The organism is Achromobacter sp. MFA1 R4, from assembly GCF_900156745.1.
Taxonomy (GTDB): Bacteria; Pseudomonadota; Gammaproteobacteria; order Burkholderiales; family Burkholderiaceae_B; genus Achromobacter.
In genome coordinates, this window is sequence record NZ_LT707065.1 from 963,769 (window position 1) to 989,125 (window position 25,357).

At 68.8% G+C, this 25,357-nt stretch carries 20 protein-coding genes; 16 read left to right on the forward strand and 4 right to left on the reverse strand.

Annotated elements, in window-relative coordinates:
• The first annotated feature begins 4 nt into the window (after positions 1-4).
• From BXA00_RS04405 to BXA00_RS04425, 5 genes are all read left to right on the forward strand, one after another.
• Positions 5-1,201 (forward strand): CaiB/BaiF CoA-transferase family protein, encoded by a 1,197-nt coding sequence (locus tag BXA00_RS04405; protein ID WP_076516552.1) that lies wholly within the window; start codon positions 5-7, stop codon positions 1,199-1,201.
• Between the two features lie 3 nt (positions 1,202-1,204).
• Positions 1,205-2,185, forward strand: a complete 981-nt coding sequence (locus BXA00_RS04410; protein WP_076516554.1) for a tripartite tricarboxylate transporter substrate binding protein — start codon at positions 1,205-1,207, stop codon at positions 2,183-2,185.
• A 59-nt stretch (positions 2,186-2,244) separates the two neighbouring features.
• Positions 2,245-3,243, forward strand: coding sequence for a tripartite tricarboxylate transporter substrate binding protein (locus BXA00_RS04415; RefSeq protein ID WP_083714392.1), 999 nt, complete (start codon positions 2,245-2,247; stop codon positions 3,241-3,243).
• 4 nt (positions 3,244-3,247) lie between these two features.
• Positions 3,248-4,147 (forward strand): SMP-30/gluconolactonase/LRE family protein, encoded by a 900-nt coding sequence (locus BXA00_RS04420; protein WP_083714171.1) that lies wholly within the window; start codon positions 3,248-3,250, stop codon positions 4,145-4,147.
• A gap of 189 nt (positions 4,148-4,336) precedes the next feature.
• Positions 4,337-5,518, forward strand: coding sequence for an MFS transporter (locus BXA00_RS04425; protein ID WP_076516556.1), 1,182 nt, complete (start codon positions 4,337-4,339; stop codon positions 5,516-5,518).
• A 25-nt stretch (positions 5,519-5,543) separates the two neighbouring features.
• On the opposite strand, the gene BXA00_RS04430 is transcribed toward BXA00_RS04425, so the two are convergent.
• Both BXA00_RS04430 and BXA00_RS04435 read right to left on the reverse strand, forming a co-directional pair.
• Positions 5,544-6,317: an IclR family transcriptional regulator gene (locus BXA00_RS04430; RefSeq protein WP_076516558.1), complete on the reverse strand. Its 774-nt coding sequence runs from the start codon at positions 6,315-6,317 to the stop codon at positions 5,544-5,546.
• Positions 6,307-7,104, reverse strand: coding sequence for an IclR family transcriptional regulator (locus BXA00_RS04435; protein WP_076516560.1), 798 nt, complete (start codon positions 7,102-7,104; stop codon positions 6,307-6,309). Before BXA00_RS04435 ends, BXA00_RS04430 begins: the two co-directional genes overlap by 11 nt.
• 191 nt (positions 7,105-7,295) lie before the next feature.
• On the opposite strand from BXA00_RS04435, the gene BXA00_RS04440 reads away from it, so the two are divergent.
• From BXA00_RS04440 to BXA00_RS04460, 5 genes are all read left to right on the forward strand, one after another.
• Entirely contained in the window at positions 7,296-8,462 is a 1,167-nt protein-coding gene (locus BXA00_RS04440; protein WP_076516562.1) for an acyl-CoA dehydrogenase family protein, read from the forward strand.
• A 64-nt stretch (positions 8,463-8,526) separates the two neighbouring features.
• Positions 8,527-9,510 carry a tripartite tricarboxylate transporter substrate binding protein gene (locus BXA00_RS04445; protein WP_076516564.1) on the forward strand — a complete coding sequence of 328 codons (984 nt, stop codon included), beginning with the start codon at positions 8,527-8,529 and terminating at the stop codon, positions 9,508-9,510.
• A gap of 20 nt (positions 9,511-9,530) precedes the next feature.
• Positions 9,531-10,676: an acyl-CoA dehydrogenase family protein gene (locus tag BXA00_RS04450; RefSeq protein ID WP_076516566.1), complete on the forward strand. Its 1,146-nt coding sequence runs from the start codon at positions 9,531-9,533 to the stop codon at positions 10,674-10,676.
• A gap of 18 nt (positions 10,677-10,694) precedes the next feature.
• On the forward strand, positions 10,695-11,690 hold the full coding sequence (locus tag BXA00_RS04455; protein WP_076516568.1) for an acryloyl-CoA reductase: 996 nt from the start codon (positions 10,695-10,697) through the stop codon (positions 11,688-11,690).
• Positions 11,691-11,702: 12 nt separating this feature from the next.
• Entirely contained in the window at positions 11,703-13,841 is a 2,139-nt protein-coding gene (locus BXA00_RS04460; protein WP_076516570.1) for an acetate--CoA ligase family protein, read from the forward strand.
• A 102-nt stretch (positions 13,842-13,943) separates the two neighbouring features.
• Here the strand turns inward: BXA00_RS04460 and BXA00_RS04465 are convergent, their stop codons facing one another.
• On the reverse strand, positions 13,944-14,168 hold the full coding sequence (locus BXA00_RS04465; RefSeq protein ID WP_076516572.1) for a hypothetical protein: 225 nt from the start codon (positions 14,166-14,168) through the stop codon (positions 13,944-13,946).
• A gap of 236 nt (positions 14,169-14,404) precedes the next feature.
• On the opposite strand from BXA00_RS04465, the gene BXA00_RS04470 reads away from it, so the two are divergent.
• From BXA00_RS04470 to BXA00_RS04490, 5 genes are all read left to right on the forward strand, one after another.
• Positions 14,405-15,268: a prephenate dehydratase domain-containing protein gene (locus BXA00_RS04470; RefSeq protein WP_076516574.1), complete on the forward strand. Its 864-nt coding sequence runs from the start codon at positions 14,405-14,407 to the stop codon at positions 15,266-15,268.
• 146 nt (positions 15,269-15,414) lie between these two features.
• Complete coding sequence (locus tag BXA00_RS04475) at positions 15,415-18,189, forward strand: autotransporter outer membrane beta-barrel domain-containing protein (RefSeq protein WP_076516576.1); 2,775 nt, start codon at positions 15,415-15,417, stop codon at positions 18,187-18,189.
• A 94-nt stretch (positions 18,190-18,283) separates the two neighbouring features.
• On the forward strand, positions 18,284-18,793 hold the full coding sequence (locus BXA00_RS04480; RefSeq protein WP_076516578.1) for a sigma-70 family RNA polymerase sigma factor: 510 nt from the start codon (positions 18,284-18,286) through the stop codon (positions 18,791-18,793).
• Positions 18,790-19,740 carry a FecR domain-containing protein gene (locus BXA00_RS04485; RefSeq protein WP_076516580.1) on the forward strand — a complete coding sequence of 317 codons (951 nt, stop codon included), beginning with the start codon at positions 18,790-18,792 and terminating at the stop codon, positions 19,738-19,740. The genes BXA00_RS04480 and BXA00_RS04485 overlap by 4 nt, the downstream gene beginning before the upstream one ends.
• A gap of 125 nt (positions 19,741-19,865) precedes the next feature.
• Positions 19,866-22,295 (forward strand): TonB-dependent receptor, encoded by a 2,430-nt coding sequence (locus BXA00_RS04490; protein ID WP_076516581.1) that lies wholly within the window; start codon positions 19,866-19,868, stop codon positions 22,293-22,295.
• 6 nt (positions 22,296-22,301) lie between these two features.
• Here the strand turns inward: BXA00_RS04490 and BXA00_RS04495 are convergent, their stop codons facing one another.
• Positions 22,302-23,075, reverse strand: a complete 774-nt coding sequence (locus BXA00_RS04495; protein ID WP_231952206.1) for a hypothetical protein — start codon at positions 23,073-23,075, stop codon at positions 22,302-22,304.
• 169 nt (positions 23,076-23,244) lie between these two features.
• Here BXA00_RS04495 and BXA00_RS04500 point away from each other — a divergent pair, with 169 nt between their 5' ends.
• Positions 23,245-25,239, forward strand: a complete 1,995-nt coding sequence (locus BXA00_RS04500; RefSeq protein ID WP_076516585.1) for a phosphatase PAP2 family protein — start codon at positions 23,245-23,247, stop codon at positions 25,237-25,239.
• Positions 25,240-25,357: the final 118 nt, after the last annotated feature.

Below are 25,357 nucleotides of genomic sequence, written 5' to 3' on the forward strand. Positions count from 1 at the left end.
ATCCATGACCAGCCACACACCCACCCGCCTGCCCTACGAGGGCGTGCGCGTCATCGAATTCACCCACATGGTGATGGGGCCGACCTGCGGCATGATCCTGGGCGACCTGGGCGCCGAAGTGATCAAGGTGGAACCCCCTGGCGGCGACAGCACGCGGCGGCTGCTCGGTTCCGGCGCAGGCTTCTTCCCCATGTTCAACCGGAACAAGAAGAGCATCGTCCTGGACCTCAAGCACGCCGAAGGCCGCGAGGCGGCCAGGCGCCTGATCGCGTCGGCCGACATCGTCAGCGAAAACTTCAAGCCTGGCGTCATGGCCAAGCTGGGCCTGGACTACGCCTCGCTGCGGCAGGAGCATCCCCGCCTCATCTACGTCAGCCACAAAGGCTTCCTGCCCGGCCCCTACGAACAGCGCACCGCCCTGGACGAAGTGGTGCAGATGATGGGCGGCCTGGCCTACATGACGGGACGCGCCGGCGATCCCCTGCGCGCTGGCTCCAGCGTCAACGACATCATGGGCGGCATGTTCGGCGCCATCGGCGCGATGGCCGCGCTGGCCCGGCGCGAAAGCACCGGCACGGGCGGCGAGGTGCAGGCGTCGCTCTTCGAGAACAACGTCTTCCTGGTCGGCCAGCACATGATGCAGTACGCAATGACGGGCCGCGCCCCTGCCCCCATGCCCAGCCGCATTTCCGCGTGGGCGGTCTACGACGTCTTTACCGTGAAGAACGGAGAGCAGATCTTCCTGGCCGTAGTGAGCGACAAGCAGTGGACGATCTATTGCGACGCCCTGGGCCTGTCGGATCTGCACGGCGATCCGCGCCTGCAAACCAACAATGACCGCGTGCAGGCGCGCGACTGGCTCATGCCGATCCTGCGCAGCCGCATGGCCGAATACAGCGCCGCATCGCTGGCCGAAGTGTTCGAACGCGAGGGGCTGCCCTATGCCCCCATCACGAAGCCTGAAGACCTGTTCGACGATCCCCATCTGGCGAGCACCGGCGGCCTGGCGCCGATCTCGCTGGGCGACGGGCGCACGTCCAAAGTACCGCTGGCGCCCTTCACGCTCGATGGAGAGCAGCCCGGCATCCGGCTCCAGCCGCCCGCGGCCGGCCAACACACCGACGCGCTGCTGATGGGCGTCGGCTACAGCGAACAAGAGATAGAGGCCCTGAAAGCCCAACACATAGCCCAAGGAGACTGACCCATGTTCACCCTCACCCGCCGCGCATTCGTCGGCGCCGCGCTGTGCGCGGCGGCCTTGCCCCTGCGCGCCGCCAATGCCTATCCCAATGGTCGCCCGGTGCGGCTCATCGTTCCCTACACGCCCGGTGGCGGCACCGACACGGTCGCGCGCGCCATCGCCGCCAAGACCACTTCGGTGGCAGGCTGGTCGGTCGTGGTCGAAAACCGCCCCGGCGCCAGCGGCAATATCGGCCTGGATCTGGTCGCCAAGTCCAAGCCGGACGGCCTGACGCTGGCCCTGGGCCAGACCGCGAACCTGGCCATCAACCCCGCGCTGATGCCGAACGTGCCGTTCGACCCCGCCAAGGATTTTTCGCCCGTGGTCCTGGTGGCCTCGCTGCCGGTCATGCTGGTCGTCAAGGCGGATGCGCGGTGGAAGACGCTGGCCGACCTGGTGCGCGATGCCAAGGCTGCGCCCGGCGAGCTCAAGCAGGCCCTGGCGGGCTCGGGAACCGTGGGCCATATGGCAGGCGAACTGCTTGCCTACCAGGCCGGTTTCAAGGTGCTCAATGTGCCGTATCGCGGGGCGGCGCCTGCCCTGAACGATCTGCTCGGCGGCAACACCGACTACATGTTCGCCACGCCCCAGGCCGCCCAGGAAATGCTCAAGGGCAAACTGCTGCGCCCGCTGGCCGTCACCGCGCCGGCGCGGCTGCCGATCCTGCCCGACGTGCCCACAGTGGCCGAGTCCGGCTATGACGGCTTTGCCGCCGTGGACTGGAAGGCGGTGGTCGCGCCCGCGGGCACGCCCCCCGCCGTCATCGACAGCATCAATGCCGCGCTGGTCAAGGTGCTGGCGGACCCGGCCACCGTGGCGATGTTCACGGCCGAAGGCAGCACGACGCTCGGCGGCGCGCCCGATGCGGCCGTGCGCTATATCCAGGAAGAACAGCAGAAATGGGCGCGGCTGATTCGCGAGGCCGGCATCCAGACGGCCACCTGATGCGCTGCCGGAACCACGACAACGACAACGACAACGACAACGACAACGGAGACATACTCATGCACGCAAAGCAAAACCGGCGCGGCGGCCGCGCCCTCCAACTGCTCGCCCGCCTGGCCCTGGCGGCCAGCGCCGCGGCGCCCCTGTGCGCCACCGCAGCCGACTGGCCAACAAAGCCGGTCAGACTGGTGGTGCCCTATTCCCCCGGCGGAACGACCGACTACGCGGGACGCCAGGTCGCGCAGCGGCTGTCCGAACTGACCGGCAAGACATTCATCGTCGACAACAAGACGGGCGCATCCGGCACGATCGGCACCCTGGATGTGGCGCGTTCGCCGGCCGACGGCAGCACCTTCCTGGTGACCGACACGACCTACACCATGCTGCCGTTGCTGTTCGCCAAGCTGCCCTGGGATCACCGCAGCGACCTGGTGCACGTGGCGGAGATCATCGAAACGCCGCTGGTGCTGATCGTGCCGGCGACGTCGCCCTTCAAGACCCTGGATGCGCTGATCCGCCACGCCCAGGCCAACCCGGGCAAGCTCAACTTTGGCTCGGGCGGACAGGCCAGTTCCACCCACCTGGCCGCCGAGGTTTTCAAGAACGAAGCCAAGGTCGCACTCACCCATATCCCCTACCGCGGCGCGGGCGCGGCATTGGCGGACGTCATGGCTGGGCAGATCGACGTGCTGATCACGGCCGCGCCCACCGCCATTCCCCCCGTGCAGGGCGGACGCGTGCGCGCGCTGGCTGTCAGCGGCGAAAGCCGCCTGGACGCCCTGCCAGAGGTGCCCACATTCGCGCAGGCCGGCCTGCCGTCCTACCAGGTGCTGAACTGGTTCGGGCTGGCTGCGCCGAAAGGCACGCCCGATGCCATCGTGCAGGAAATGAACCGGCTGGTGGGCCAGGTCATGAACGACCCCGCCATGCGCAATCAGATGAACGCACAGGGCGCGCGCCATCGCGACATGACCGCCGCGCAGTTCGGCGAGTACGTCAACCAGCAAGTCACGCTCTGGGCCGACGTGGGCAAGCGCGTGAACATCAAGCCCGAGTGACGCCATGTGGAACATGAGCTTCACTCCGCCCGCCATCATCGAGGCCACCGAGCTTTCGCGCCTGCCGGACACGCTGCGCCTGCCCAGGGCGAGCGCCTGGGCAGCGGCGAACAAGCCCGGCCACGTCGTCGACAGCTTCCTGGAAGGCCCCGTATTCGACGCGCAAGGTCGGATATACGTGACCGACATACCGCACGGCCGCATCCTCTGCCTGGACGGCGGCGGCGACTGGCACGTGGTCGCGCAGACCGGCGGCTGGCCCAACGGCCTGGCGCGGCACACCGACGGCAGCCTCTGGATCGCGGACTACCGTCTGGGCATCCTGCGGTGCGAACCGGACAGCGGCAGGATCGATACGGTGCTTGGCCACCGCAACAGCGAGTCGTTCAAGGGCGTGAACGATCTCGTGTTCGACAAGGCCGGCCGCCTGTACTTCACCGACCAGGGGCAGACCGGACTGCACGATCCCAGCGGCCGCGTCTACCGCTACGATTGCGCCAACGGCCGCCTTGACCTGCTGGTCGCCAACGCCCCCAGCCCCAATGGCATCGCCCTGGACGAGCAGGCCGGCGTTCTTTACGTGGCGGTGACACGCGCCAACCAGGTGTGGCGCGCGCCTTTGCTCGGCGACGGGTCCCTCAGCAAAATGGGCGCCTTCCAGACCTTCTTTGGCAGCAGCGGCCCGGACGGACTGGCGCTTGCTCCGCGAAGCGGCCTGCTGGTTGCGCATGCCAGCCTGGGCGGCGCCTTCCTGCTGGACGCGCGCGGGAACATTACGCATTTCCTGCGCAGCCCCGGCGGCCAGACGGTCACCAACATCGCGGTCACGCCCGACGCAAGCGCCGTCTTGATGACCGAATCCGCCTCGGGCACGCTGCTGCAGGCGCAATTGCCGCAACCATGATGCGGCGGGCATTCGCCCGCGGCATCGTGATCGCGAATCGCGGCTGCCCCCTCCAGGTTCAGCCAGCAGACAGCCGCAAGCGCAAGACGTTCGCTACACTCACGGGATCCCACGCCCTGGCCCCGTGCCGGCCCCGCGCCCCTTCGCTGGCGGCGACCGGCGGGCGGCCGAACCTGCTTGCTTCCCCCCATGCCGCAACCCGATTCGTTCAATCTGAAGCAGATCGCCGTGCCGGCGTTCGGCCCGTCGCTGCTCTATGGCATCAGCAATGGCGCCATCCTGCCCGTGATCGCGCTCACCGCGCGTGACCAAGGGGCGTCGGTGGCGGCTGCCGGGCTGATCGCCGCCCTCATCGGAATCGGCTCGCTGCTCTCCAACATTCCCTCCGCGCTGATCACCGAGCGCTTTGGCGAAAAGCACGCCATGGCCGGCGCGGCGCTGTTGAGCGTAGCTGGCCTGTTGCTCGTGATCGGCGTGCCCAATCTCTGGGTGCTGGCCCTGGCCATGCTGATGCAGGGGTGCGCGCAGTCGGTGTTCCAGCTGGCCCGCCAGAGCTACATGATCGAGGTCGTACCGATAGCGTACCGGGCGCGCGCCCTGTCCACGCTTGGCGGCACGACGCGGATCGGGACCTTCATCGGCCCCTTCGCGGGCGCGGCGCTGATCCATTTCATCGGGCTCGACGGCGCTTATTGGATTGCCGTCTGCGCCATGCTCGGCGCGGGTTTCATCGCCATCAAGGCGCCCGACATCGAGCCTGTGCACGGCAAGTCCGTGGGCGCGCCGCGCGCCCGCATCGGCGAGGTCGCGCGCGACCACCGCAGCGTGTACGCCACGCTGGGCGTGGGCGTGATGCTGATCAGCGCGCTGCGCGCATCGCGCCAGGTGGTGATCCCGCTGTGGGCCGACCATCTGGGCCTGGACGCCACTACCACTTCGCTGGTCTACGGGCTGGTCGCCGCGGTCGACATGTCGGTGTTCTATCCGGCGGGCAAGGTGATGGACCAGCGCGGCCGCCTGTGGGTGGCGCTGCCGTGCACGCTGCTGATGGGATTGAGCCTGATGGCGATCCCGCTGACCGCAGGCGTCACGAGCTTCATCCTGGTTTCGGTACTGCTGGGTTTCGGCAACGGGATCGGATCGGGCATCGTCATGACGCTGGGCGCCGACGCCGCCCCGCCGGGCGCGCGCACGCAGTTCCTCGGCATCTGGCGCTTCATGTCCGATCTCGGAGCGAGCGGCGGGCCGGTGGCGTTGTCGGTGCTGACCGCGCTGCTGTCGCTGGGCGGCGCGTCGTTCGGCGTCGGCACCCTGGGCCTGGTGGCGGCCGGCGTGTTCTGGCGCTGGCTGCCGCGCCGCGCGCAGGCTTGAGCTTTCGGCGCGCAACGGGGCCGCGTCAGCCCACGCCCAGCAGCCTTTCCGTCTCGCGCGCAAGCGCGACCAGACGAGGTCCGATGTCGGCGGCGCGCTCTCGATAAGGCCCGTCCTGCGTTGGCACGCCGCAATTGAACACGTACAACAGGGACTGATAGGGCCGCCCCAACGGCGCGGCAAACCCGTAGGCGTCCGGACGCCACTCCAGGTTGTTGCCGCAATAACCCTTGCGTTCCAGGTCGCGGCGCGCAGCCGCCAGATTGGGAAAGTGGGCCTCGTAATGCCGGGGGTCGGCCACCCGCAACTGGTTCAGCACGGCGGCCCGCTCATCGTCCGGCGCCCGCGCCAGCCATGCCTTGCCGGCGGCGCTGGACAGCAGCGGCAGCGAAGCGCCGATGTCGGGCCGCGTCTGCAGGGCCTCATTGGAGCGGGCGGTTTCCACGTACACCATCTGCAGGCGGTCGCGCACCACCAGCGACACGGCGCCGCGCGCATGGTCGGCAAGCTGCTTCATCAAGGGCCGCGCCAGTTGCCGGATCTGCATGCTGGCAAGCAAGGGATAGCTCAACGCCAGCACCGACGCCCCCAGCCGGTAACGCGCCGGCTCGCCTTCGCGCTGTAGAAAGCCCAATTCCACCAGCGTGTGCGTCAGGCGCGCCACGGCGCTGCGCGACAGGCCGGTCTGCTGCGCGAAATCCTTGTTGGCCAGCACCGGCCGGTCGGCACGAAAGCACGCCAGGATATCAATGCCGTGCGCCAGCGTGCTGGTGAACTCGCGGTCCTGGTCACCCTTCATGCTGGCGCTCCCCCATTTTTTCCACGCGCGCCACCAGCGTCAGCAGGCGGGGCGCGATGCGGCCGCGCAGGTCGCCCGGCCGCAGCCGCGTCACAGGCACCCCGCAATTGAACACCAGCGCCTGGCCATCGACCCGTGTCCGCATCGGCACCGCGACCGCATGCACGTCCGAATGCCAATCGCCCTGCCCCACGCAATATCCGTGCTCGGCGTAGTCGCGCCGCGCCTGCTCCAGATCCGGCGCATGGCGCCGCCAGATGGCCGGGTCCTGCCGCCGCAGCGCGGCCAGCACGGGCTCGGCCTCGTCTGCCGGCGCCTGCGCCAGCCACGCGCGCCCCATCGCCGAGGGCAGCAGCGGCAGCAAGGCCCCGATATCCGGGCGAAACGACACCGCGTCATGCCCACGGCAGGTTTCCACGTACACCATGTGCAGGCCGTGATGCATGCCCAGCGAAGCCGAGCCGCCCGCCGCGTCCGCCAGCCGCTTCATCAACGGGCGCGCCAATTGGCGGATTTTGATGCTGGCCAACAGCGGATAGCTCAGCGACAGCACCGCGGTTCCCAGCCGATAGCGTCGCAAACCTGCGTCATAGCGCAAGAGGCCCCGTTGCATCAGCGTGGTGGTCAGGCGCGAAATCGTCGCTTTGGACAGGCCCGTGCGGTCCGCCAGTTCGCGGTTGCTGAGCGCCGGTTCGCCATGCCGGAACGCCTGCAGCACCGACAGGCCATGCGCCAGCGTGGTGGCGAAGGCGGGGTCGGCATGGCGTTCGCCCGGGCGGGTGGTCATGGTCGCGGTCCTGATTCCGGCCTGCGCGGAATGCGCCGCCGTTCCTGCGGATCATAGTGCAGCGGCGGCCGGACCAAATTCAGGGACGTTCAAGATATCGAAACAGTTGTCTCGCATCCGGCGGCGTTTTGCTAGCCTGGATTCAACACGGCGCGACACGCATCGGCGCCCACGATAAAACGGAGACAACCATGATCAGGGACCCTGACGGCTTCCCCCAATTCCTCGAATCGCTGCGCCGCTACGTGCGCGAACAACTGGCGCCGCGCGAGGCGGAGGTCGCCCGCCTGGACGAAGTGCCGCAGGACCTGGTGGCCGGCATGGCCGCGCAGGGCCTGTTCGGATACTCCATCCCCGAGCAATACGGCGGCGCGGGCATGACCACCGAAGAACTGATCCTGGCCGCCATGGAACTGTCCCAATGCTCGGTGGCGTTCCGCGCCCGCGTCGGCACCAACACCGGCATCGGCTCCGAGGCACTGGTGGCCGACGGCACCGAAGCGCAGAAAGCCCGCTACCTGCCGCGGCTGGCATCCGGCGAACTCACCGGCTGCTTCGCCCTGACCGAGCCGCAAGCGGGCTCCGATGCCACGGCGCTGCGGACCACCGCCGTGCGCGACGGCGACCACTACGTGCTGAACGGCGAAAAGTGCTTCATCACCAATGCGCCGCTGGCGGGCCTGTTCACCGTCATGGCCCGCACCGACCCGCAGGCGCCCGGCGCCAAGGGCATCACCGCCTTCATCGTGGAACGCGGCACGCCAGGCCTGTCCACCGGCCAGCCCTACGACAAGATGGGCCAGGCCGGCTCGCCCGTGTCCGCCGTGCACTTCCAGGATTGCCGCGTGCCGGCCGCCAACATCATCGGCGGCCAGGAAGGCATGGGCTTCAAGACCGCGATGAAGGTGCTGAACAAGCAGCGCATCCATCTGGCCGCGCTGTGCATCGGCCCGGCCATCCGCATGCTGGACGACACGCTGCGCTTCGTAGCCGAGCGCCAGCAATTCGGCAAGCCGCTGATGGATTTCCAGCTCATCCAGGCCATGCTGGCCGATTGCCAGACCGAGATCCAGGCCGCGCGCGCGCTGGTGCTGCAGACCGCCCGGGAACGCGACGCCGGCGTGGACGTGACGCTGAACGCCTCGATCTGCAAGTACTTCGCGTCGGAGATGTGCGGCCGCGTGGCCGACCGCTGCGTGCAGATGCATGGCGGCTATGGCTACATCGCCGATTACGGCATCGAGCGCTTCTACCGCGACGTGCGCCTGTTCCGGCTGTACGAAGGCACCAGCCAGATCCATCAACTGACCATCGCCCGCCACACGCTGACCCAGGCGGGTTACACGCCCGGCCGCTAAGGCCTGCACAGGGACCGCGGCCGCAAGAAGCCGCCGGCCCGCCCTACCAAAGGAGACTTCCATCATGCTGCACAAGCACCTGCCGAAATGGATCGGCGCCATCGCCGCGGCCCTTACCTGCGCGGCGCTGCCGCCCCAGGCCGCCGCGGCCTACCCCGACAAGCCCGTGAGGCTGATCGTGCCGTTCGCCCCGGGCGGCTCGACCGACATCCTGGGCCGCCTGCTGGCCGAGGCCCTGCATCCCATCCTGGGCCAGCCGGTCATCGTCGAGAACAAGCCCGGCGCGGGCGGCAACATCGGCGGCGACTACGTGGCGCGCGCCGCGCCCGACGGCTACACGCTGCTGCTGGCGGCGGCCGGCCCCACCGTCATCAACCCCAGCCTGTACGCCAACATGCCGTTCGATCCGGCCAAGGACCTGGCGCCCATCACCTGCCTGGAACGCGAGCACAACCTGATGGTGGTGACCAAATCCATGCCGGTGAAGACGCTGGAGGAATTCCTGCAATACGCGCGCGCCAACCCCGGCAAGCTGTCGTTCGGCTCGCCGGGCAACGGATCGCCCGCCCAATTGGCGGGTGAACTGCTCAAACAGCGGACCGGCATCCAGGCCGAGCACGTGCCCTACAAGGGCAGCGGCCCCGCCATCACCGACCTGGTGGCCGGCCACATCGATTTCATGATCGACAACATGCCGGCCCTGCTGCCGCAGGTCAAGGCGGGCGGCCTGCGCGCGCTGGCCGTGCCCAGCGACCAGCGCGCCACCGCCGCGCCCGACATCCCCACCTTCGACGAAGCCGGCCAGAAGGGCTTTGTGGTGATGGCCTGGAAAGGCCTGATGGCGCCCGCGGGCACCGACCCGGCGGTGATCGAGCGCCTGCACGCCGCCGTGGTGAAGGCGCTGCAGGACCCGCAGCTGCGCGCCCGCTTCCAGGAACTGGGCGCCGAACCGCTGGCCAGCACGCCCGCCGAGTTCGCCAAGCAGATTGCGGACGAAACCGCCTGGTGGGGCAAGCTGGTGAAGTCCACCGGCACCCGCGTCCAATAGGCCCGCGCAGGGAGAGCGCCATGCAACCCAACCTTCACACGCTGTGCGCGCGCGTGCGCCAGTTCGTCGACGACGTGGCGATACCGGCGGAATCCCCCGCCATCGCCCGCGACGTGGCCGCGCTGGACCGCTGCGTCGCCCGGCTGCGCGTCCAGGCGCGCGAGGCAGGCCTGTACGCGCCCCAGTTGCCCAAGGAATGGGGCGGACTGGGCCTGGGCTGGCGCGACCTGGCCCAGGTGCTGGAAGAGGCCGGCCGCGGCTTCCTGGGTCCGGCCGCGTTGAACTGCGCCGCGCCCGACCAGCCCAACATGCTGACGCTGCTGCGCCTGGGCAACGCCGCCCAGCAGGAACGCTTTCTTGCGCCGCTGGTGCGCGGCGAGCAGCGGGCCTGCTTCGCCATGACCGAACCCGCCCCCGGCGCCGGGTCCGACCCGTCCATGCTGCGCACCCGCGCGCAGCGGCGCGGCGCGCGCTGGGTGCTCAACGGCCACAAGCAGTTCATCAGCGGCGGCGTGGGCGCGGATTTCGCGCTGGTGCTGGCGCGCACCGACGACGGCGCCACGCTGTTCCTGGTGCCGGCCGACACGCCGGGCTACCAGGTGGTGCGCGACATCGGCATGGTCACGGGCTACCAGATCGGCGGCCACGCCGAGATCCTGCTGCAGGACTGCGAAGTCGGCGACGAGGCCGTGCTGGGCGAGCCCGGCCGTGGCCTGGCCCATGCGCAGTTGCGGCTGGAGCCGGCGCGGCTGTCCCATTGCATGCGCTACATCGGCCGCGCGCGGCGCGCGCTGGAAACCGCGCAGGCCTATGTGCTGGGCCGTGAATCGTTTGGCGCGCGCCTGGCGGACCTGCAGCAGATCCAGGCCATGGTCGCGGATTCCCACATCGACCTGCACGCCAGCCGCCTCATGACGCTGGACTGCGCCGGCCGCATGGACGAGGGCCTGCCGGTGAAGCAGCACAGCGCCATGACCAAGGTCTTCGTGTCCGAAGCCGTGAACCGCGTGGCCGACCGCGCCGTGCAGATGATGGGCGCGTCGGGCCTGTCCGAGGACACGCCCGTGTCCATGATCTGGCAGGAGATGCGCCCTTTCCGCATCTACGACGGCGCCAACGAACTGCACCGCGCCACCCTGGCGCGCCGGCTCCTGGCGCAAGCCTGAGCCTCAGGAGAGACAACGATGGAACACCCTGAATTCCAGGCCTACCGCCTGCACGCGGGCGCGCCGGGCGAACCGCCGCAAGGCCGCTACGACACCCTGACCGTGGACCAGCTTTCCGCGGGGGACACGCTCATCAAGGTGGCCTATGCGGGGCTGAACTACAAGGACGCGCTGGCCCAGGCCGGACGCGGCGGCATCATCCGCGAGTATCCCCGCATCGGCGGCATCGACCTGTCGGGCACCGTGGTGCATTCGGCCGACCCGGCGCTCGCGCCCGGCCAGGAGGTCGTGGTGCACGGCTTTGGCATCGGCGTGGAGTGCGACGGCGGCTACGCCGAATATGCGCGGGTGCGCCATGACTGGGTGCTGCCCCTGCCCGCCGGCATCGGGCTGCGCGACGCCGCCGTGCTGGGCGCGGCCGGCTACACCGCCGCGCTGTCGCTGCACTGGATGGAACACTGCGGACTGACGCCGGACCACGGCGAAGTGCTGGTCACCGGCGCCACCGGCGGCGTCGCCGGCGTCGCCATCGACATCCTGAGCCAGCGCGGCTACCGCGTCTGCGCCATGTCCGGCAAACCGGACGCGGCGGACTATCTGCGATCCTTGGGCGCGCAGGAGGTGATCGCCCCGCCCGATCCGTCGGCCCCGATCAAGCCGCTCATGAGCGCGCGCTGGGCCGGCGTGATCGACTCCGTGGGCGGCCCGCTGCTGGCCCACGCGCTCGCCAGCCTGAAGCCCGATGGCGTGGCCGCCGCCTTCGGCAACGCGGGCGGCGCGGACCTGCCCACTTCTGTCATTCCCTTCATCCTGCGCGGCGTCAAGCTGCTGGGCATCAACGCCAACAGCCCCATGCCGCTGCGGCGCCAGGTGTGGAACAAGCTTGCCGCCGAATACCGCCCCGCGCATCTGGACCTGATCGCGCGCGTCATCGCCCCCCGTGAACTGCCGCAGGCGCTGACCGCCCTGCTCGAACGCGGCAGCACCGGCCGCGGCGTCGTGCGCTACTCCTGATTTCCGATACCCATGACCCACGCTCCCGACTCCTCGCTCTCCCGCCTCTTCGATCCGCAAGGCATCGCCATCGTCGGCGCCTCGGCCACGCCGGGCAAGATCGGCGCCATGCCCATCAGCCTGCTGCTGCAGCACGGCTACGGCGGCCGCATCATCCCCGTGAATCCACGCGCGGACACCATCGCCGGCCTGCCGGCCGTGCCCGGCCTGGACACGCTCGACGCGGACGTGGACCTGGCCATCCTGGCCGTGCCCGCCGCCCATGCCGCGCAGGCGCTCGAACGCGCCCGGCCCGGCCAGGTGGGCGCGGCCGTGGTGTTCACCTCCGGCTTTTCCGAGACGGGCGCGCAAGGGGCGGCCGAACAGGACCGGCTCTGCGCCATCGCGCGCGAACGCGGCATCCGGCTGCTGGGGCCGAATTGCCTGGGCTTCATGAACGTGCGGCGCAACGTCTACGCGACGTTCTCGCCCGCGCCCGCCAACGGCATCGTCGCCGCCGGGGGCATCGGCATGGTGTCGCAGAGCGGCGCGTTCGGCGCCTACGCGTACAGCATGGCGCGCGAGCGCGGCCTGGGCCTGTCGCACTGGATCAGCACCGGCAACGAGGCCGACATCGACGTGGCCGACTGCATCGAATGGCTGACCCGCGACGCCGACACCCGCGTCATCATGGCCTACATGGAAGGCTGCCGCGACGGCGCCAAGCTGCGCCGCGCCCTGGCCGCGGCCCGCGCCGCCGGCAAGCCCGTCGTCATCACCAAGATTGGCCGCACCCAGGCCGGCGCGCAGGCCGCCGCCTCGCACACGGCAGCCCTGGCCGGCGACGACGCCGTGTACGACGCGCTGTTCCGCCAGTACGGCGCCCTGCGCGCGCGCACCATCGAGGAGTTCTTCAACCTGGGCTATGCGCTGGACACCTGGAAACGCCCGCCGCAAGGCCGCCGGCTGGGGATCTTCACCATCTCCGGCGGCGTGGGCGCGCTGATGGCCGACGAAGCCGCCGACACCGGGCTGGCGCTGCCCGAACCCGCCGCCGACGCGCAGGCCCGGCTGCTGCAGCGCGTGCCCTTCGCCAGCGGCCGCAATCCCGTCGACGTCACCGGCCAGGCCGTGTCCGAACCGGGATTGCTGCTGGCCACCGCCGACGACATGCTGGCGGACGGCCGCTACGACGCCCTGGCCATGTTTCTGGCGGCCGCCGGCTCGTCGGAAGCCCTGTGGCCCACCTTCGAAGCCTTCGCCCGGCAGATGCAGGCGCGCCATCCGGACGTGCCGCTGGCCATCAGCGCGCTGTTTCCGCCCGCGCGGCGGCGCGAACTGGAACAGCTTGGCTGCCTGGTGTTCCCCGACCCCAGCGCCGCCGTTCGCACGATCGGCGCGGTGGCCGGCCTGGCCGCCCAGGCCGGCCGCGACGGGATCGACGAAGCGCCCGCGTCCGCACCCACACCCGCCTCCGCGCCCGCCGACGCACCGCCCCTGCAGGACGCCTATAACGAAGTCCAGGCCATGGCGCTTCTGCGACAGGCCGGCTTGCCCGCCTCCCCCTGCACCCTGGCAAGCGACTCCGACGCGGCCGTGCGCGCCGTCGCCGGCAACGACATGCCCGTGGTGCTCAAGGTGGTATCGCCCGACATCACGCACAAGAGCGACGTGGGCGGCGTCAAGCTCAACCTCCGCGGCGAGGACGCCGTGCGGCGCGCCTACGCCGACATCATGGCAAACGTGCGCCAGCACCGGCCCGACGCCCGCATCGACGGCGTGCTGGTCGCCCCCATGGCGCCCAAAGGCGTGGAATGCATCGCGGGCGTGCATGGCGACCCGGTATTCGGACCGGTCGTGATGTTCGGGCTGGGCGGCGTCTTCGTCGAAGTCCTCAAGGACGTGAGCTTCCGCCTGGCCCCCTTCGGCCGCGACGACGCGCTGGCGATGATCCGCGAGATCAAGGGCTACGCGCTGCTGCAAGGCGCGCGCGGCGCGCCGGCATGCGACATCGACGCGCTGGCCGACGCGCTGGCCGCCCTGTCACGGTTCGCCCATGCACACAGGGCGGACTTCCGCTCGGTGGAGATCAACCCCTTGCTGGCGCTGCCCGAGGGCCAGGGCGTGGTGGCCCTGGATGCGGTGGTGATCCGGGAAGACAGGCCGGCGTGACGCGCAAGGCGGTGCCGGGCGGTGCAACGCGTCCGGCGCCAGCGACGCCGCGCCTGGACGCCGCCGTCGCGACGCCCCGGCGCGCTGACGGCGTGCTCAGGCTTATGGCGTGGCGCCAGGCCTGTCGTCCTCGCGGCGTTCCGCCTCTTCCTGCGCCTCCACATCCTCCAGCTCGACGCGGCGGGTGCAGCCGTGTTGAGCCGCGCACTGCTCCACCGCGCCGCCGCCTGTCACGCACGCATGGAACGCGAGCGCCGCGTCCACCGTGGCGAAGTGATAGGCATGGCCCTGCGCAAACGCAACTTTCCCTTCGACCGAACAATCCATGATGCCTCCCGATGCTAGGAAGCGGACATCCTATCGCGGCCTCGCCCCGGTGTCATGCCGCCTTGCCCGGCGATCGACGCCCCCGGGTCAACGCCGCCGAGTCAACGCCCCCGGGTCAACGCCCCAAACGCAGCAAAACAGCGGTATACAGATTCAACCCGCCTGTAGTCTCATAGCGTCTTGGCGGTCCATGACGTGTCGCGGCCGCCCGCGCCGCACACATCGAAGGTGACGACATGGCAAGAAAACTTCTCACGGCGGCAGCCGGTTTCATGATCGGGATGATGACGATGACCCCCAGTGTTGCTGGTTCCATTGGTTACCTGGGGCCGGCAGGCTCCTGGACCCATCAAGCGTGCCTGGACCTGTTCGGGCCCGCCGATCTGGTCGCGCTGACCCGCGACGAACTGTTTTCCGGCTACGCATCGGGCACGCTGACACAGGCGTGCGTTCCCGTGACGACCTCGGTCGTCGGCGTCACGCCGTACCTGGACGCGGTCCTGGATCTGCCCAACGCGACCGTCGTCGGCGAATACCCCAAGATGCTGGGCTACAGCCTGTTGGCGCGGCCCGGCACGAAGCTGAAAGACATCCAGGAAGTGTTTGCCCATCCGGTCGCCTTCGAAGAGGTCAAACCCTGGCTCGACCGTGAAATGCCCGCCGTGCGGCGCACCGAGTCCGCAAGCGGCGGCGCGGCGGCCAAGACTGTCGCCGAAAGCGCCACCCTGGACAAGGCCTCCTTCGGGCCGAAAGTGGGCGCCGCCGTGTATGCGCTGGACGCGCTGGTCGATGGGATCGAGGAAGGACCGCACAATGTGACGCGCTGGTGGGTGCTGGGGAGAAACATCCCGGCGCCGAGCGGGCATGACAAGACCTCGCTGGTGCTCTCCACCGCGGACGACGGCCTGAACGACGCGTTGCGCGCGCTCGTCCAAGCCAACGTGCAGGTGCTCACGATCTATGAACGTCCCAGCAAAAAGACCCTGGATACGCATCGGTACCTGATCGACGTGGCGGGCCACGCCAGGCAGGAACCGCTGGCGACGGTATTGAAGGCGCACCCCGAATTCCGGCTGCTTGGTTCGTACCCCCGCCAGTAGGGCGCGCCGCCTCGCACGCTGCATCTGCGCGGGCACGCCAGCGCCCGCAGGGGTTCGCTGGGACCGCTCAAGCTTAAGAAACCGCCGCGAAATGTCGTAGACGCCTGGAAAGGCGATGATCGCCGTCACTCCAAGATGGACACGACATGGCAAAAGGACGCTCCGGTTCCCTACCCTATGTTCGGACGCTTGCCGGACTGCTCTGCACCCTGAACTGCATGACGCCCGCGCGTGCGCAAGCCGTCTGGGGGACCGGCGAAATTGTGCCGTCCTTAGTACAAACGCCCGATTGGGTGATCGGCGGGGACCTCGTCGTGGGCGATTCGTCCGCGGGCGCCTTGACCATCGAAAACGGCGGCACGGTCGTGAACGACTGGGCGTACATCGGCAATCTGGCGGGCGGGGTCGGCACGATAACCGTGTCGGGCACGGACGGCAGCGGAAACGCCTCCACGTGGACGTCCTCCGGCGGGGTGTACATCGGCGCGCAATGGGGCAGCATCGGCAGCATGCTGATCCAGGACGGAGGCGTGGCCTCCGGCAGCTTCGCCAACATCGGCACCGACAACGGCAGCGAGGGAACCGTCACCGTGACCGGCGCGGGGTCAGCCTGGACGCTTTCCACGCCCAGCGCATTCACGGTGGGGTTGTCCGGCCGCGGCACGCTGGTCGTCGCGAACGGGGCGGCCGTGCATAGCGGTCAGGCAATCATCGGCTGGGATATCGGCGGCGACGGCCGCGTCTCGGTGACGGGACCTGGGACTGTGTGGGATCCCGCCAACAACATCTATGTCGGTTTCGACGGGACGGGCGATCTGAGCGTGCGCGACGGCGCAACGGTCAGCACCGCCGGATCCAGCGGCCCGGGCGCCGCGTCGACCCTCTACATCGGATACGGGGCGGGCGGCATCGGCACGGTGACCGTATCCAGCACCACCGCCGACATCGCGTCGCTCGGCGCGACCGATCGCGTCTCGGTGGGCGTCGGCGGCGCCGGCACGCTGACCATCGGCAAGGGCGGCCTCGTGCGCGCCGGCAGCCACACGTGGATTGCCATCGACAGCACCGCCACCGGCACGCTGAACCTGCAGGGCGATGCCACCGGCCGCGGCATTCTGGAAACCGGGTCCGTCATCAAGGGCGACGGCGCCGCCAATCTGTATCTCGATGGCGGCATCCTGCGCGCCACGCGCAGCACCGCGGATTTTCTGGTGGGCTTCTCCACCCAGGCCGTGGGCGCCGAAGGCGCCTGGTTCGACACCGACACGCATGACGTGGGCGTCAATTCGGCCTTCTCCGGCACATCCAGCTTCAATAAGCTGGGCGCGGGCATCCTGACACTCGTGGCCGACAGTTCCGCATTCTCGGGAACCGCGCAGGTTCAGGCCGGGACGCTGCAAGTCGATGGCGCGCTGGGGGGACCGGTGCAAGTCGCGTCCGGGGCGCGGCTGACGGGTACCGGCCGGGTCGGCTCCACCGTCAATCGCGGCACGATCGCGCCGGGGCCGCGCACGGGCTTCGGCACGCTGACGATAGCCGGCGACTACGTCGCCGACGGCGGCAGCCTGGACATCAGGACCATGCTGGGCGACGACAACTCGCCGACCGACAGGCTGGTGATCACGGGCGGCACGGCCGGCGCGACACCGGTCAATGTGACCAATGCCGCGGGCTCGGGCGCGGCGACCCAGCGCGGCATCCAGGTCGTGCAGGTGAACGGATTGTCGGCAGGCCAGTTCCAATTGGCCAATCCCGATTACGTCATCGGCGGCCAGCCAGCCATCGTCGCTGGCGCCTACGGCTACGTCTTGCAGCAGGAACCCTCGGACGGCGGCTGGTATCTGCGCTCCTCGCTCAAGGACGTCACCGCGCCAGAGCCGGGCGGCGTCCCTCCCGTTCCGGGCGCCGAAGCGCCGGTCGTCCCTTCGGTTCCGCCCGGCGCGGGCGGCACGCCTGGCGCAGAGGAGCCCCTGCTGTATCAGCCCGGCGTCCCGGTATATGAGGCCTATGCCAATACGCTGCTGTTGTTGAGCCAGCCAGCCACCTTGCGCCAGCGCGTCGGCAATCGCCACTATGATCCCGCCGACTCGAAACGCGACGGCGCCTGGATGCGGCTGGAGGGCACGGGCGGCCAGTTCAAGCCTTCCGTCTCCACCACGCTGGGGCGCCAGAACATGGACGGCTGGAAAGCCCAGTTCGGCATCGATCGCAACCTTTTTGCGGACCAGGACGCATCGCGCCTGGTGGCCGGACTGACGATGCACTACGGCTCGGCCAACACGCGCGCCTCCTCGACCTTCGGCAACGGGAGCATCGCCACGACGTCCTACGGCGTGGCGACGACCCTGACCTGGTACGGTAAAGATGGCGCGTACGTCGACGCGCAGGCGCAGGCGAACCTGTTCGACAGCGACCTGCGCTCCAACCTCGCAGGTAAGCTGAAAGACGGCCAGGCGGCGCACAGTTACGTGCTCAGTGTCGAAGCCGGCAAGGCGTTTTCCCTGGACGAGGGCTTCGCGCTGGTCCCCCAGGCCCAGTTGAGCTACGTGACGGCGCACTTCGGCAGCTTTGACGACACGTTCGGTGCCCGCATCGACAGCGACAAGAACAACAGCCTGGCGGGGCGTCTCGGCCTGGCGCTGGACTACAAGCGATCCTGGCGGGACGGGCGCGGCCGGTCGCAGCAGGCAAGCTACTACGGCATCGTCAACCTCAAGCACGAATTCCTGGACGGCAGCCGGATGCACGTGGCCGATGTGCCGGTGGACAGCCGGCTGCGACGCACCTGGGGCGGAATCAGCATCGGCATGAACCATCGCCACGACGAACGCTACGACTTCTATGGCGAAGTGGCCGCCGATGCCGATTTCGCCGGCAGCTACGCACTGAGCGCGATGGCGGGGATCCGAATCGCGTTCTAGGCCCGTGGATTGTTGCGCGCACGCCGCGTCACCCCACCCGCCCTACTCTAATTAATAGTATTTCTTATTCGCATTGGGTAGACTGCAGGGCATCTTGCAATCTTCCGACTCCCTTTCCCTCCCCGCGGTCGAGCAGCTGTATCGCCACCACCATGGCTGGCTGCAAGGCTGGCTCCATCGCAAGCTGGGCGACAGCGGCGACGCGGCCGATCTGGCGCAGGACACGTTCGTGCGGCTGATGGCGGCGCGCCGGCCGCCCGTGCTGCGGGAGGAACCGCGCGCGCTGATCACGCATATCGCCAAGGGCCTGCTGGTCGACCATTGGCGGCGCCGGGCGGTGCAGCAGGCGTATCTGGACGCCATCGCACACCTGCCCGAGCCGCAGGTGCCGTCTCCGGAAACCGGCCTCATGATCGTGCAGACGCTGGTGGCGGTCGACGCCATGCTGCAGCGCCTGCCCGCTGCCACGCGCGACCTGTTCCTGCTCGCCCAGCTCGATGGGCTGACGCTGCAGGAGCTTTCCGAGCGGACCGGCAAACCCGTGATTACGGTGCGCCGCCATCTGCGCAAGGCCCTGATGGCCTGCATGACGGCCGCAGAATGACCGCGCCGGGCGACGCACTGCTCGAGGAAGCGGCCGACTGGGTGATCCGGCTGCGCTACGAACCCGCCGATGCGGTCACCCGGCGGGCGTTCGAGCGTTGGCTCTCGCAGGGCGAGGCCCATGCGCAGGCCTGGGCACGCGCCGAACAGGTGCTGGGCGCGTTCGACGGTCTGCCCGCGCCGATCGGACATCGCGTGCTGCGCGCCACCCGCAAGCGCCAGGGCCGGCGCGCCGTCCTGCGCGCGGCGCTGGGGCTGGGCGTCGTCGCGCCGGCCGGCTGGATCGCCTGGCGCGAGGCGCCCGCCTGGCGGGCCGATCTGCGCACCGCCGCGGGCGAACAACTGACACGCATGCTCGACGACGGCACGCGGCTGGTCCTGAACAGCGGCAGCGCCGTCGATGTGCGTTACGGAACCGCCGAGCGCCGCCTGGTGTTGGTCTCGGGCGAGGTGCTGGTGACCACCGGACAGGAACAGCAGCCCGCGTATCGGCCGTTTGTGGTGCAGACCCCGCAGGGCGAGGTGCAGGCGTTGGGCACGCGCTTCTCGGTGCGCCTGGTCGACGACCGCACCGAGATCATGGTGTTCGAGCACGCGGTGCTGGCGCGCCCGGCGCACGCCGCGCCCTTGCGCATCGACGCGGGCCAGCGGGGCAGCTTCACGCTCGCCCGGGCCGGCGCGCTGGCGCCGGTGGACGACAGCGCGGCGCTCTGGGAGCAAGGCATGCTGGTCGTGCGCGACCAGCGCCTTGCCGATGTGGTGGCGGAGCTGGCGCGTCATCGCCCGGGGTTTCTGCGCTGCGATCCCGAGGTCGCCGACCTGCGGGTGTCGGGCGCGCTGTCGCTGCGCGATACCGATGCGGCCCTGCGCGCCCTGGCGGAACGCCTGCCGATCGCCGTGCAGCGCCTTACCCGGTACTGGGTCTCGGTCGGACCGGCCGACGCATGAGCGGCCGCGTGAAAAATATTTTGCGTCCAGGTGATCACTTTTCCGCCGTCGTGCGGAGTAGGAAGTAAGACCGCATCAAGGGGATGCGGGCGCTTCTTGCTTGACGATGAAAGGATGAAAGAGTGATGGCACGTGTACGCGCAGCGCGGGGCAGCGGATCCCGCAAGGCATTGATCTGGTCGGCGGTCTGGTGCACGGCCATGGCAAGCGCGACGGCGGGCGCCCAGTCCGCGGCGCAGCCCGGCGCGGCAACGGCCGCGCAGGCGCGCACCGTCGCAATCGCAGCGGGTCCGCTCGATGCCGTGCTGGCGCGATACGCGGCCGCGGCGGGCGTGCAGATCGTCTACGACCCCGCCTGGCTGGCTGGCCGCCAGAGCCCGGGCCTCTCGGGCGAGATGAGCGTGCAGCAGGGCTTTGACCGCCTGCTGGCGGGCACCGGCTACCGCGCCGTCCCCACCGCGGCAGGCACCTATGCCCTGCAGGCCGCCCCGCAAAGCGGCATCGCGCAATTGGAACCCGTGACCGTGACCGGCACCGCCGAACGCGCCACCAGCGAAGGAACGGGCTCGTACGCCACCCGCGCGGTCACGATCGGCAAGGGCACGCAGACGCTCAAGGAGATTCCGCAGTCGGTATCCGTCGTCACGCGCCAGCAGCTCGACGACCAGAACCTCAACAGCCTGTCGGACGCCATGCGCAATGTCACCGGCATCACCGTCGAGACGCTCTCAAGCGACGGCAACATGTCCGGGTTCATTTCCCGCGGCTATACGCTCGACTCGATCCAGGTGGACGGCATGCGCGCGCCGGCCGGCGCGGGCAACCTGTCGGCGGGCTTTGACCTTGCCATCTACGACCGCATCGAAGTGCTGCGCGGCCCCTCGGGTCTTTATCAAGGCACCGGCGAGCCGGGCGGCAGCGTGAACCTTGTGCGCAAGCGCCCGCTGCAGGAATTCGCCTTTGGCGCGCAGGCCAGCGTGGGATCGTGGGACTACTACCGCGCGGTGGCCGACCTGAGCACGCCGTTCGACAGCGAAGGCAAGCTCCGGGGCCGCTTCATCGCCGCCTACGAAGACCGCGGCTCGTTCGTGGACCGCGTAAGTTCGGAACGCCCCACGCTCTACGGCATCATCGAGGCCGACCTCACCCCCAACACCACACTGGCCGCCGGCATCACGCAGCAACGCTCCAACATTACGCCGGCGTTCGGCCTGCCGGCCTATGCCGATGGGTCGCTGCTCGACGTGCGCCGCAGCACCAATCTCAGCGCGGAATGGAACCACATCAAAGAGGAGACCACCGAGGTCTTCGCCGACCTGGAGCACCGGTTCGAAGGCGGCGGCTCGGTGAAGGCAAGCGTGTTCCACCGCGACACCGATACGCCGACGCGCGTGACCACCTGGCCCAATAAAGCCGTCGACCCGGTCACCGGCGACACCAACCTCATCGCCTGGTCGTACCGCAATCACTGGCAGACCACCGGCGCGGACGCCCACGTGAACCAGCCCTTCCAGGCATTCGGCCGCGAGCACAGCCTGCTGGTCGGCGCCGACTACAGCTACACGCACAAACAATTCAACTACGGCGGCGGCAGCATCTTCCCGACCAATGTGTACGAGCCGGTCATCAACATGCCCCAGCCCGAGATGGAGCAGGTCAACGGCAATGACGGGCGCACGAGCGAGTTCGGCCTCTACACGCGTGCCAACATCCAGGCGACCGACAATCTGAAGGTCATCGCGGGCGCCCGCCTGTCGTGGTGGAAGAACGACGCACGCAACGCCAACCAGTACTTCGGCGACTTCAGCCAGACGACGACGCGCATCTCCGCCCGCCCCTCGCCCTATGCCGGGCTGGTCTACGAGTTCACGCCGCAGGTGTCCGCCTATGCCAGCTACACCAGCATCTTCCAGCCGCAGACCGAAATCGACGCGCAAGGCAACACGCTGTCGCCGCGCGTGGGACGCCAGATCGAAACCGGCCTGAAGGGCGCATTCATGGACGGTGCGCTCAACGCGCACGCCGCGCTGTTCCAGATCGTGGACCGCAACCGCGCGATGAGCGACCTGGACAACCCGATGTATTCGGTGGCGGCGGGCAAGGTGCGCAGCCAGGGCTTCGAGACCGAGGTCAGCGGCGCGCTGCTGCCGAACTGGGACATCGTGGCGGGCTATGCCTACACCCAGACCAAATACCTCGAAGCGAACGAAGGCACGGAAGGCCTGTCGTACAGCACGATCACCCCGCGCCACGCCATCAACCTCTGGACCCGCTACCGCTTCACCCAGCCGGCGCTGCAGGGTTTCAGCGTGGGCACCGGCGTGCGCTGGAACAGCGGCAACTATCTGCGCAGCGGCAACGTGCGTTGGGACCAGGGCAGCTATGCGCTCGTCTCGGCCCAGATCGGCTATCGCTACAACCGCCATCTCGAGGGCACGCTGACGGTCGACAACCTGTTCGACCGCAAGTACTACGAAAAGCTCGGCGGCGCGTCGCGGCAGAACTACTACGGCCAACCGCGCAGCGTGATGCTGACGCTGCGCTATCAGTATTGAGGCAGTTCAGCCGGCAAGGCCGGGCGGGCGCTTCCGGGCGCCCGCCCGGCGGCGATACCACCACGTGAGTCCCGCCCACACCAGGGCCCACACGCCCAGGATCGCGGCGTAGAAAGGCCAGAAGATAAAGGCCGACACGTCGTCCCAGCCGGCCGCGGTACGCTTCAGGCCGATGGGCGCGCTGATTTCCAGTTCGATCTTTTCGCCCAGCAGCGCGGGCCCGGCCTCTAGCACCGTGAAGGTGAGATGCGAGGTTCCCTTCGCCAGTGCGGGGAACGGCGGCGCGCTCTCACGCGCCGCGCCATCGGCATGGATTTCAGGCCAGAGCTTGCGGTAGAAATGGGTGGCGCTGGCAGCGCTGCGCGGGGCCGCGACAAGGACCACGTCCAACCCCTTGCCGTCGCGCACCCGGATCCGCACCGGCTCTCCCGGGTTGGTGAAGCGCGGCGACGCGTCCCCCGCGCCCGCCCGGGTCGAATACTCCCCCAGTTCGGGCCGCTCCCGGCCCATCGGGCCGCCAAAGCGCGCCTCCATCCACAGCGGCGCTTCGCGGATGCGGTAAACCTCGGCCTGCGCGGTCTGCCCGGGCGCAAGGGTGATCGGCGTCAGCGTCGCGTCGGCGGACGGTATGTACCGCAGCATGCCCAGCGCGAACCACGCCATGGCGGCCAGCCAAAGCCCCCACCCCACCGCCAACGACAGCTTGAAGAACGTGCGCCACATTTCGTGTCGTCCAGAAATTGCCAGCCCCAGAGCGTACGCGAAATCGAAAGCGGGCATGCTGACGCGCCGCCGGGAGCAACCCCGGCAGACGAGCCAGCCGCCCTGCCATTGGAACGGCACATGACCTTCTGCGCAGCGTCAGACATGCAGCGGCCAAGGCATGTCATCAGCAGTAAACAATCGTTTCCTACCATGCCGCCTCCTTCAACCGAAACGGTCACCATTCATGCACCACGCAAGATTCCTGCTGCACGCACTTCCCTTCTACTCTTTGCGCGTTACTACCTTGGCGGTCGTGCTTGCATTGTCGGCTTGCGGCGGTGACGACGACGGAGACGACGACAGCAACGCAGGCAACGGCGGGGAAGCCGCGTATGTCATTCCCGCCCCGCCCGCGGGTCTGGGCAAGGTCGACACCGCGCCGCTGCCGGATGCGCCCGCCTTCGTCGATTTTGCGGCCACCAATCAACGCGGCGATCCGCGCTATGCGACGCTGGACTCGAACGCTGGCGTTCGCGTGCTGGGCGGCTTCCTGGATATCTGGGAGCCCCGCACGCGTCTGGTCGATGCGGGCGTGACCGCCGCGGGCGCCGATGGCTTCCCCGGCATCATTGCCTCTGACTGGACCGGCATTCCCGGTGACGCGACTGACGGTCGGGTCAAGAACCAGGCCGTGCATGAAGAAAACATCGACTTCGTCGTGCGCACAACCGCCAGCCGGACCGCCGAGCAGGCCAAGGCCGCCTATCTGGACGACCGCCGCGGCAAGAACTACAGCGTCACCGATGGCCTGGGTCCATTGACCGCAGCCTGGCGCACGGCGGCTCAGCAAACCACCAGCATCAACGACGTCGCGCCCGACGCCGCCACGGTGAAGTACGACGACACCGGCAACAACACGGGCGTGTCGGGCGCCGCCAACCCGGCCTTCGGCGACGCCATCGCGTTCGTGCAGAGCATGGGCGACAATGCCTCCACCGAGCCCAGCAAACGCTTCTACAAATATGCGCGCCCGTGGCGGTGGAGCGCCAGCGTGCAGGTCGTCCCGGAACTGGAACCCGCCAAGAGTTCTTCCCCCGCCACCGACGGCGGCTACCCCAGCGGCCACACCGCCGAATCCGTGCGCAATGCCATTGCCATGGCCTATCTGGTGCCCGAGCGCTTCCAGGAACTCGTGGCCCGCGGCGTTGAATTGGGTGAAAGCCGGATCATCGCCGGCATGCACTCGCCGCTGGATGTCATGAGCGGCCGCATCCTGGGCCAGGCCTCGGCGACGGGCAACATCTTCGCCGCCAGCGAAGGCACGCGTGCCGTTGCGTACGCGCAGGCCCGCCAGACCCTGATGGCCGCAGTGGGCGCCAGCACGCCCGAAGCGTTCCTGGCCTTCGCGCATTCCAAAGACCTCAGCGAAGACCGGTTTGCCGATCATGACGCCAACAAGGCCGAATACCGCCGCCGCCTGACGTTCAGCTTCACGCAGATCGGCGACACGGGCAAACCGGCCGTGGTGCCCAAGGGCGCCGAAGTGATATTGGAAACCCGCCTGCCGTACCTGAACAACGACCAACGACGGGTTGTCCTGAAAACCACCGCACTGCCTTCCGGCTATCCCATTCTTGATGACGCGGAAGGCTTTGGCCGCATGAACCTGTTTGCGGCCGCCGACGGCTACGGCGCATTCAATGGCGATGTGGATGTCACCATGAACGCCAGCCTCGGTGGCTTCAATGCCTTGGACGTCTGGCGCAACGACATCAGCGGTGCGGGCAAACTGACCAAGAGCGGCACCGGCACGTTGGCCATGGCGGGCGCAAACACCTATTCGGGCGGCACCGTGATCGCTTCCGGATCCCTGCGCGCCGATTCGGACAAGGCATTGGGTACCGGCGCGGTCTACATCAGCGCAGGTGTGCTGGTACTGAACGCAAAAGAGGCCGTCCAGGTTCAGGGAAGTTATACCCAGACGTCCGCAGGCACGCTTGAAGCCCATGTTGGCGACGATGAAGCGGGCCAAATGGCGGTCAGTTCCGATGCCGCGCTGGCCGGCCAGCTGAACATCGCGTTCCGTCCGGGCTACACGGCCACGGCCGGCTCGACGATCACGGTGTTGCGAGCCACCAAGGTGCACGGCAAGTTCGATGGCATCACTGTCAAGGGCTTCAAGGCAACGCCGATCTACAACGCGGACAGCGTGCAGGTCCGGCTGGACGCGGCGGGCTGAGTTGGGGTTGGCCTGATTTGGGGTTGACCCGATTTGGTTGACCCGATCTTTAGGCGATAGGACCGACGGCAACCAGGCGGGGTGCACCCGCCTGGTTGCCGTTTGTCCGTTCAGCCAC

Excerpts from the sequence above, each read along its gene's own strand:
- BXA00_RS04405 (WP_076516552.1), top strand. The coding sequence starts at position 5 with ATGACCAGCCACACACCCACCCGCCTGCCCTACGAGGGCGTGCGCGTC.
- BXA00_RS04410 (WP_076516554.1), top strand. The coding sequence starts at position 1,205 with ATGTTCACCCTCACCCGCCGCGCATTCGTCGGCGCCGCGCTGTGCGCG.
- BXA00_RS04415 (WP_083714392.1), top strand. The coding sequence starts at position 2,245 with ATGCACGCAAAGCAAAACCGGCGCGGCGGCCGCGCCCTCCAACTGCTC.
- BXA00_RS04420 (WP_083714171.1), top strand. The coding sequence starts at position 3,248 with ATGTGGAACATGAGCTTCACTCCGCCCGCCATCATCGAGGCCACCGAG.
- BXA00_RS04425 (WP_076516556.1), top strand. The coding sequence starts at position 4,337 with ATGCCGCAACCCGATTCGTTCAATCTGAAGCAGATCGCCGTGCCGGCG.
- BXA00_RS04430 (WP_076516558.1), bottom strand. The coding sequence starts at position 6,317 with ATGAAGGGTGACCAGGACCGCGAGTTCACCAGCACGCTGGCGCACGGC.
- BXA00_RS04435 (WP_076516560.1), bottom strand. The coding sequence starts at position 7,104 with ATGACCACCCGCCCGGGCGAACGCCATGCCGACCCCGCCTTCGCCACC.
- BXA00_RS04440 (WP_076516562.1), top strand. The coding sequence starts at position 7,296 with ATGATCAGGGACCCTGACGGCTTCCCCCAATTCCTCGAATCGCTGCGC.
- BXA00_RS04445 (WP_076516564.1), top strand. The coding sequence starts at position 8,527 with ATGCTGCACAAGCACCTGCCGAAATGGATCGGCGCCATCGCCGCGGCC.
- BXA00_RS04450 (WP_076516566.1), top strand. The coding sequence starts at position 9,531 with ATGCAACCCAACCTTCACACGCTGTGCGCGCGCGTGCGCCAGTTCGTC.
- BXA00_RS04455 (WP_076516568.1), top strand. The coding sequence starts at position 10,695 with ATGGAACACCCTGAATTCCAGGCCTACCGCCTGCACGCGGGCGCGCCG.
- BXA00_RS04460 (WP_076516570.1), top strand. The coding sequence starts at position 11,703 with ATGACCCACGCTCCCGACTCCTCGCTCTCCCGCCTCTTCGATCCGCAA.
- BXA00_RS04465 (WP_076516572.1), bottom strand. The coding sequence starts at position 14,168 with ATGGATTGTTCGGTCGAAGGGAAAGTTGCGTTTGCGCAGGGCCATGCC.
- BXA00_RS04470 (WP_076516574.1), top strand. The coding sequence starts at position 14,405 with ATGGCAAGAAAACTTCTCACGGCGGCAGCCGGTTTCATGATCGGGATG.
- BXA00_RS04475 (WP_076516576.1), top strand. The coding sequence starts at position 15,415 with ATGGCAAAAGGACGCTCCGGTTCCCTACCCTATGTTCGGACGCTTGCC.
- BXA00_RS04485 (WP_076516580.1), top strand. The coding sequence starts at position 18,790 with ATGACCGCGCCGGGCGACGCACTGCTCGAGGAAGCGGCCGACTGGGTG.
- BXA00_RS04490 (WP_076516581.1), top strand. The coding sequence starts at position 19,866 with ATGGCACGTGTACGCGCAGCGCGGGGCAGCGGATCCCGCAAGGCATTG.
- BXA00_RS04495 (WP_231952206.1), bottom strand. The coding sequence starts at position 23,075 with ATGCCCGCTTTCGATTTCGCGTACGCTCTGGGGCTGGCAATTTCTGGA.
- BXA00_RS04500 (WP_076516585.1), top strand. The coding sequence starts at position 23,245 with ATGCACCACGCAAGATTCCTGCTGCACGCACTTCCCTTCTACTCTTTG.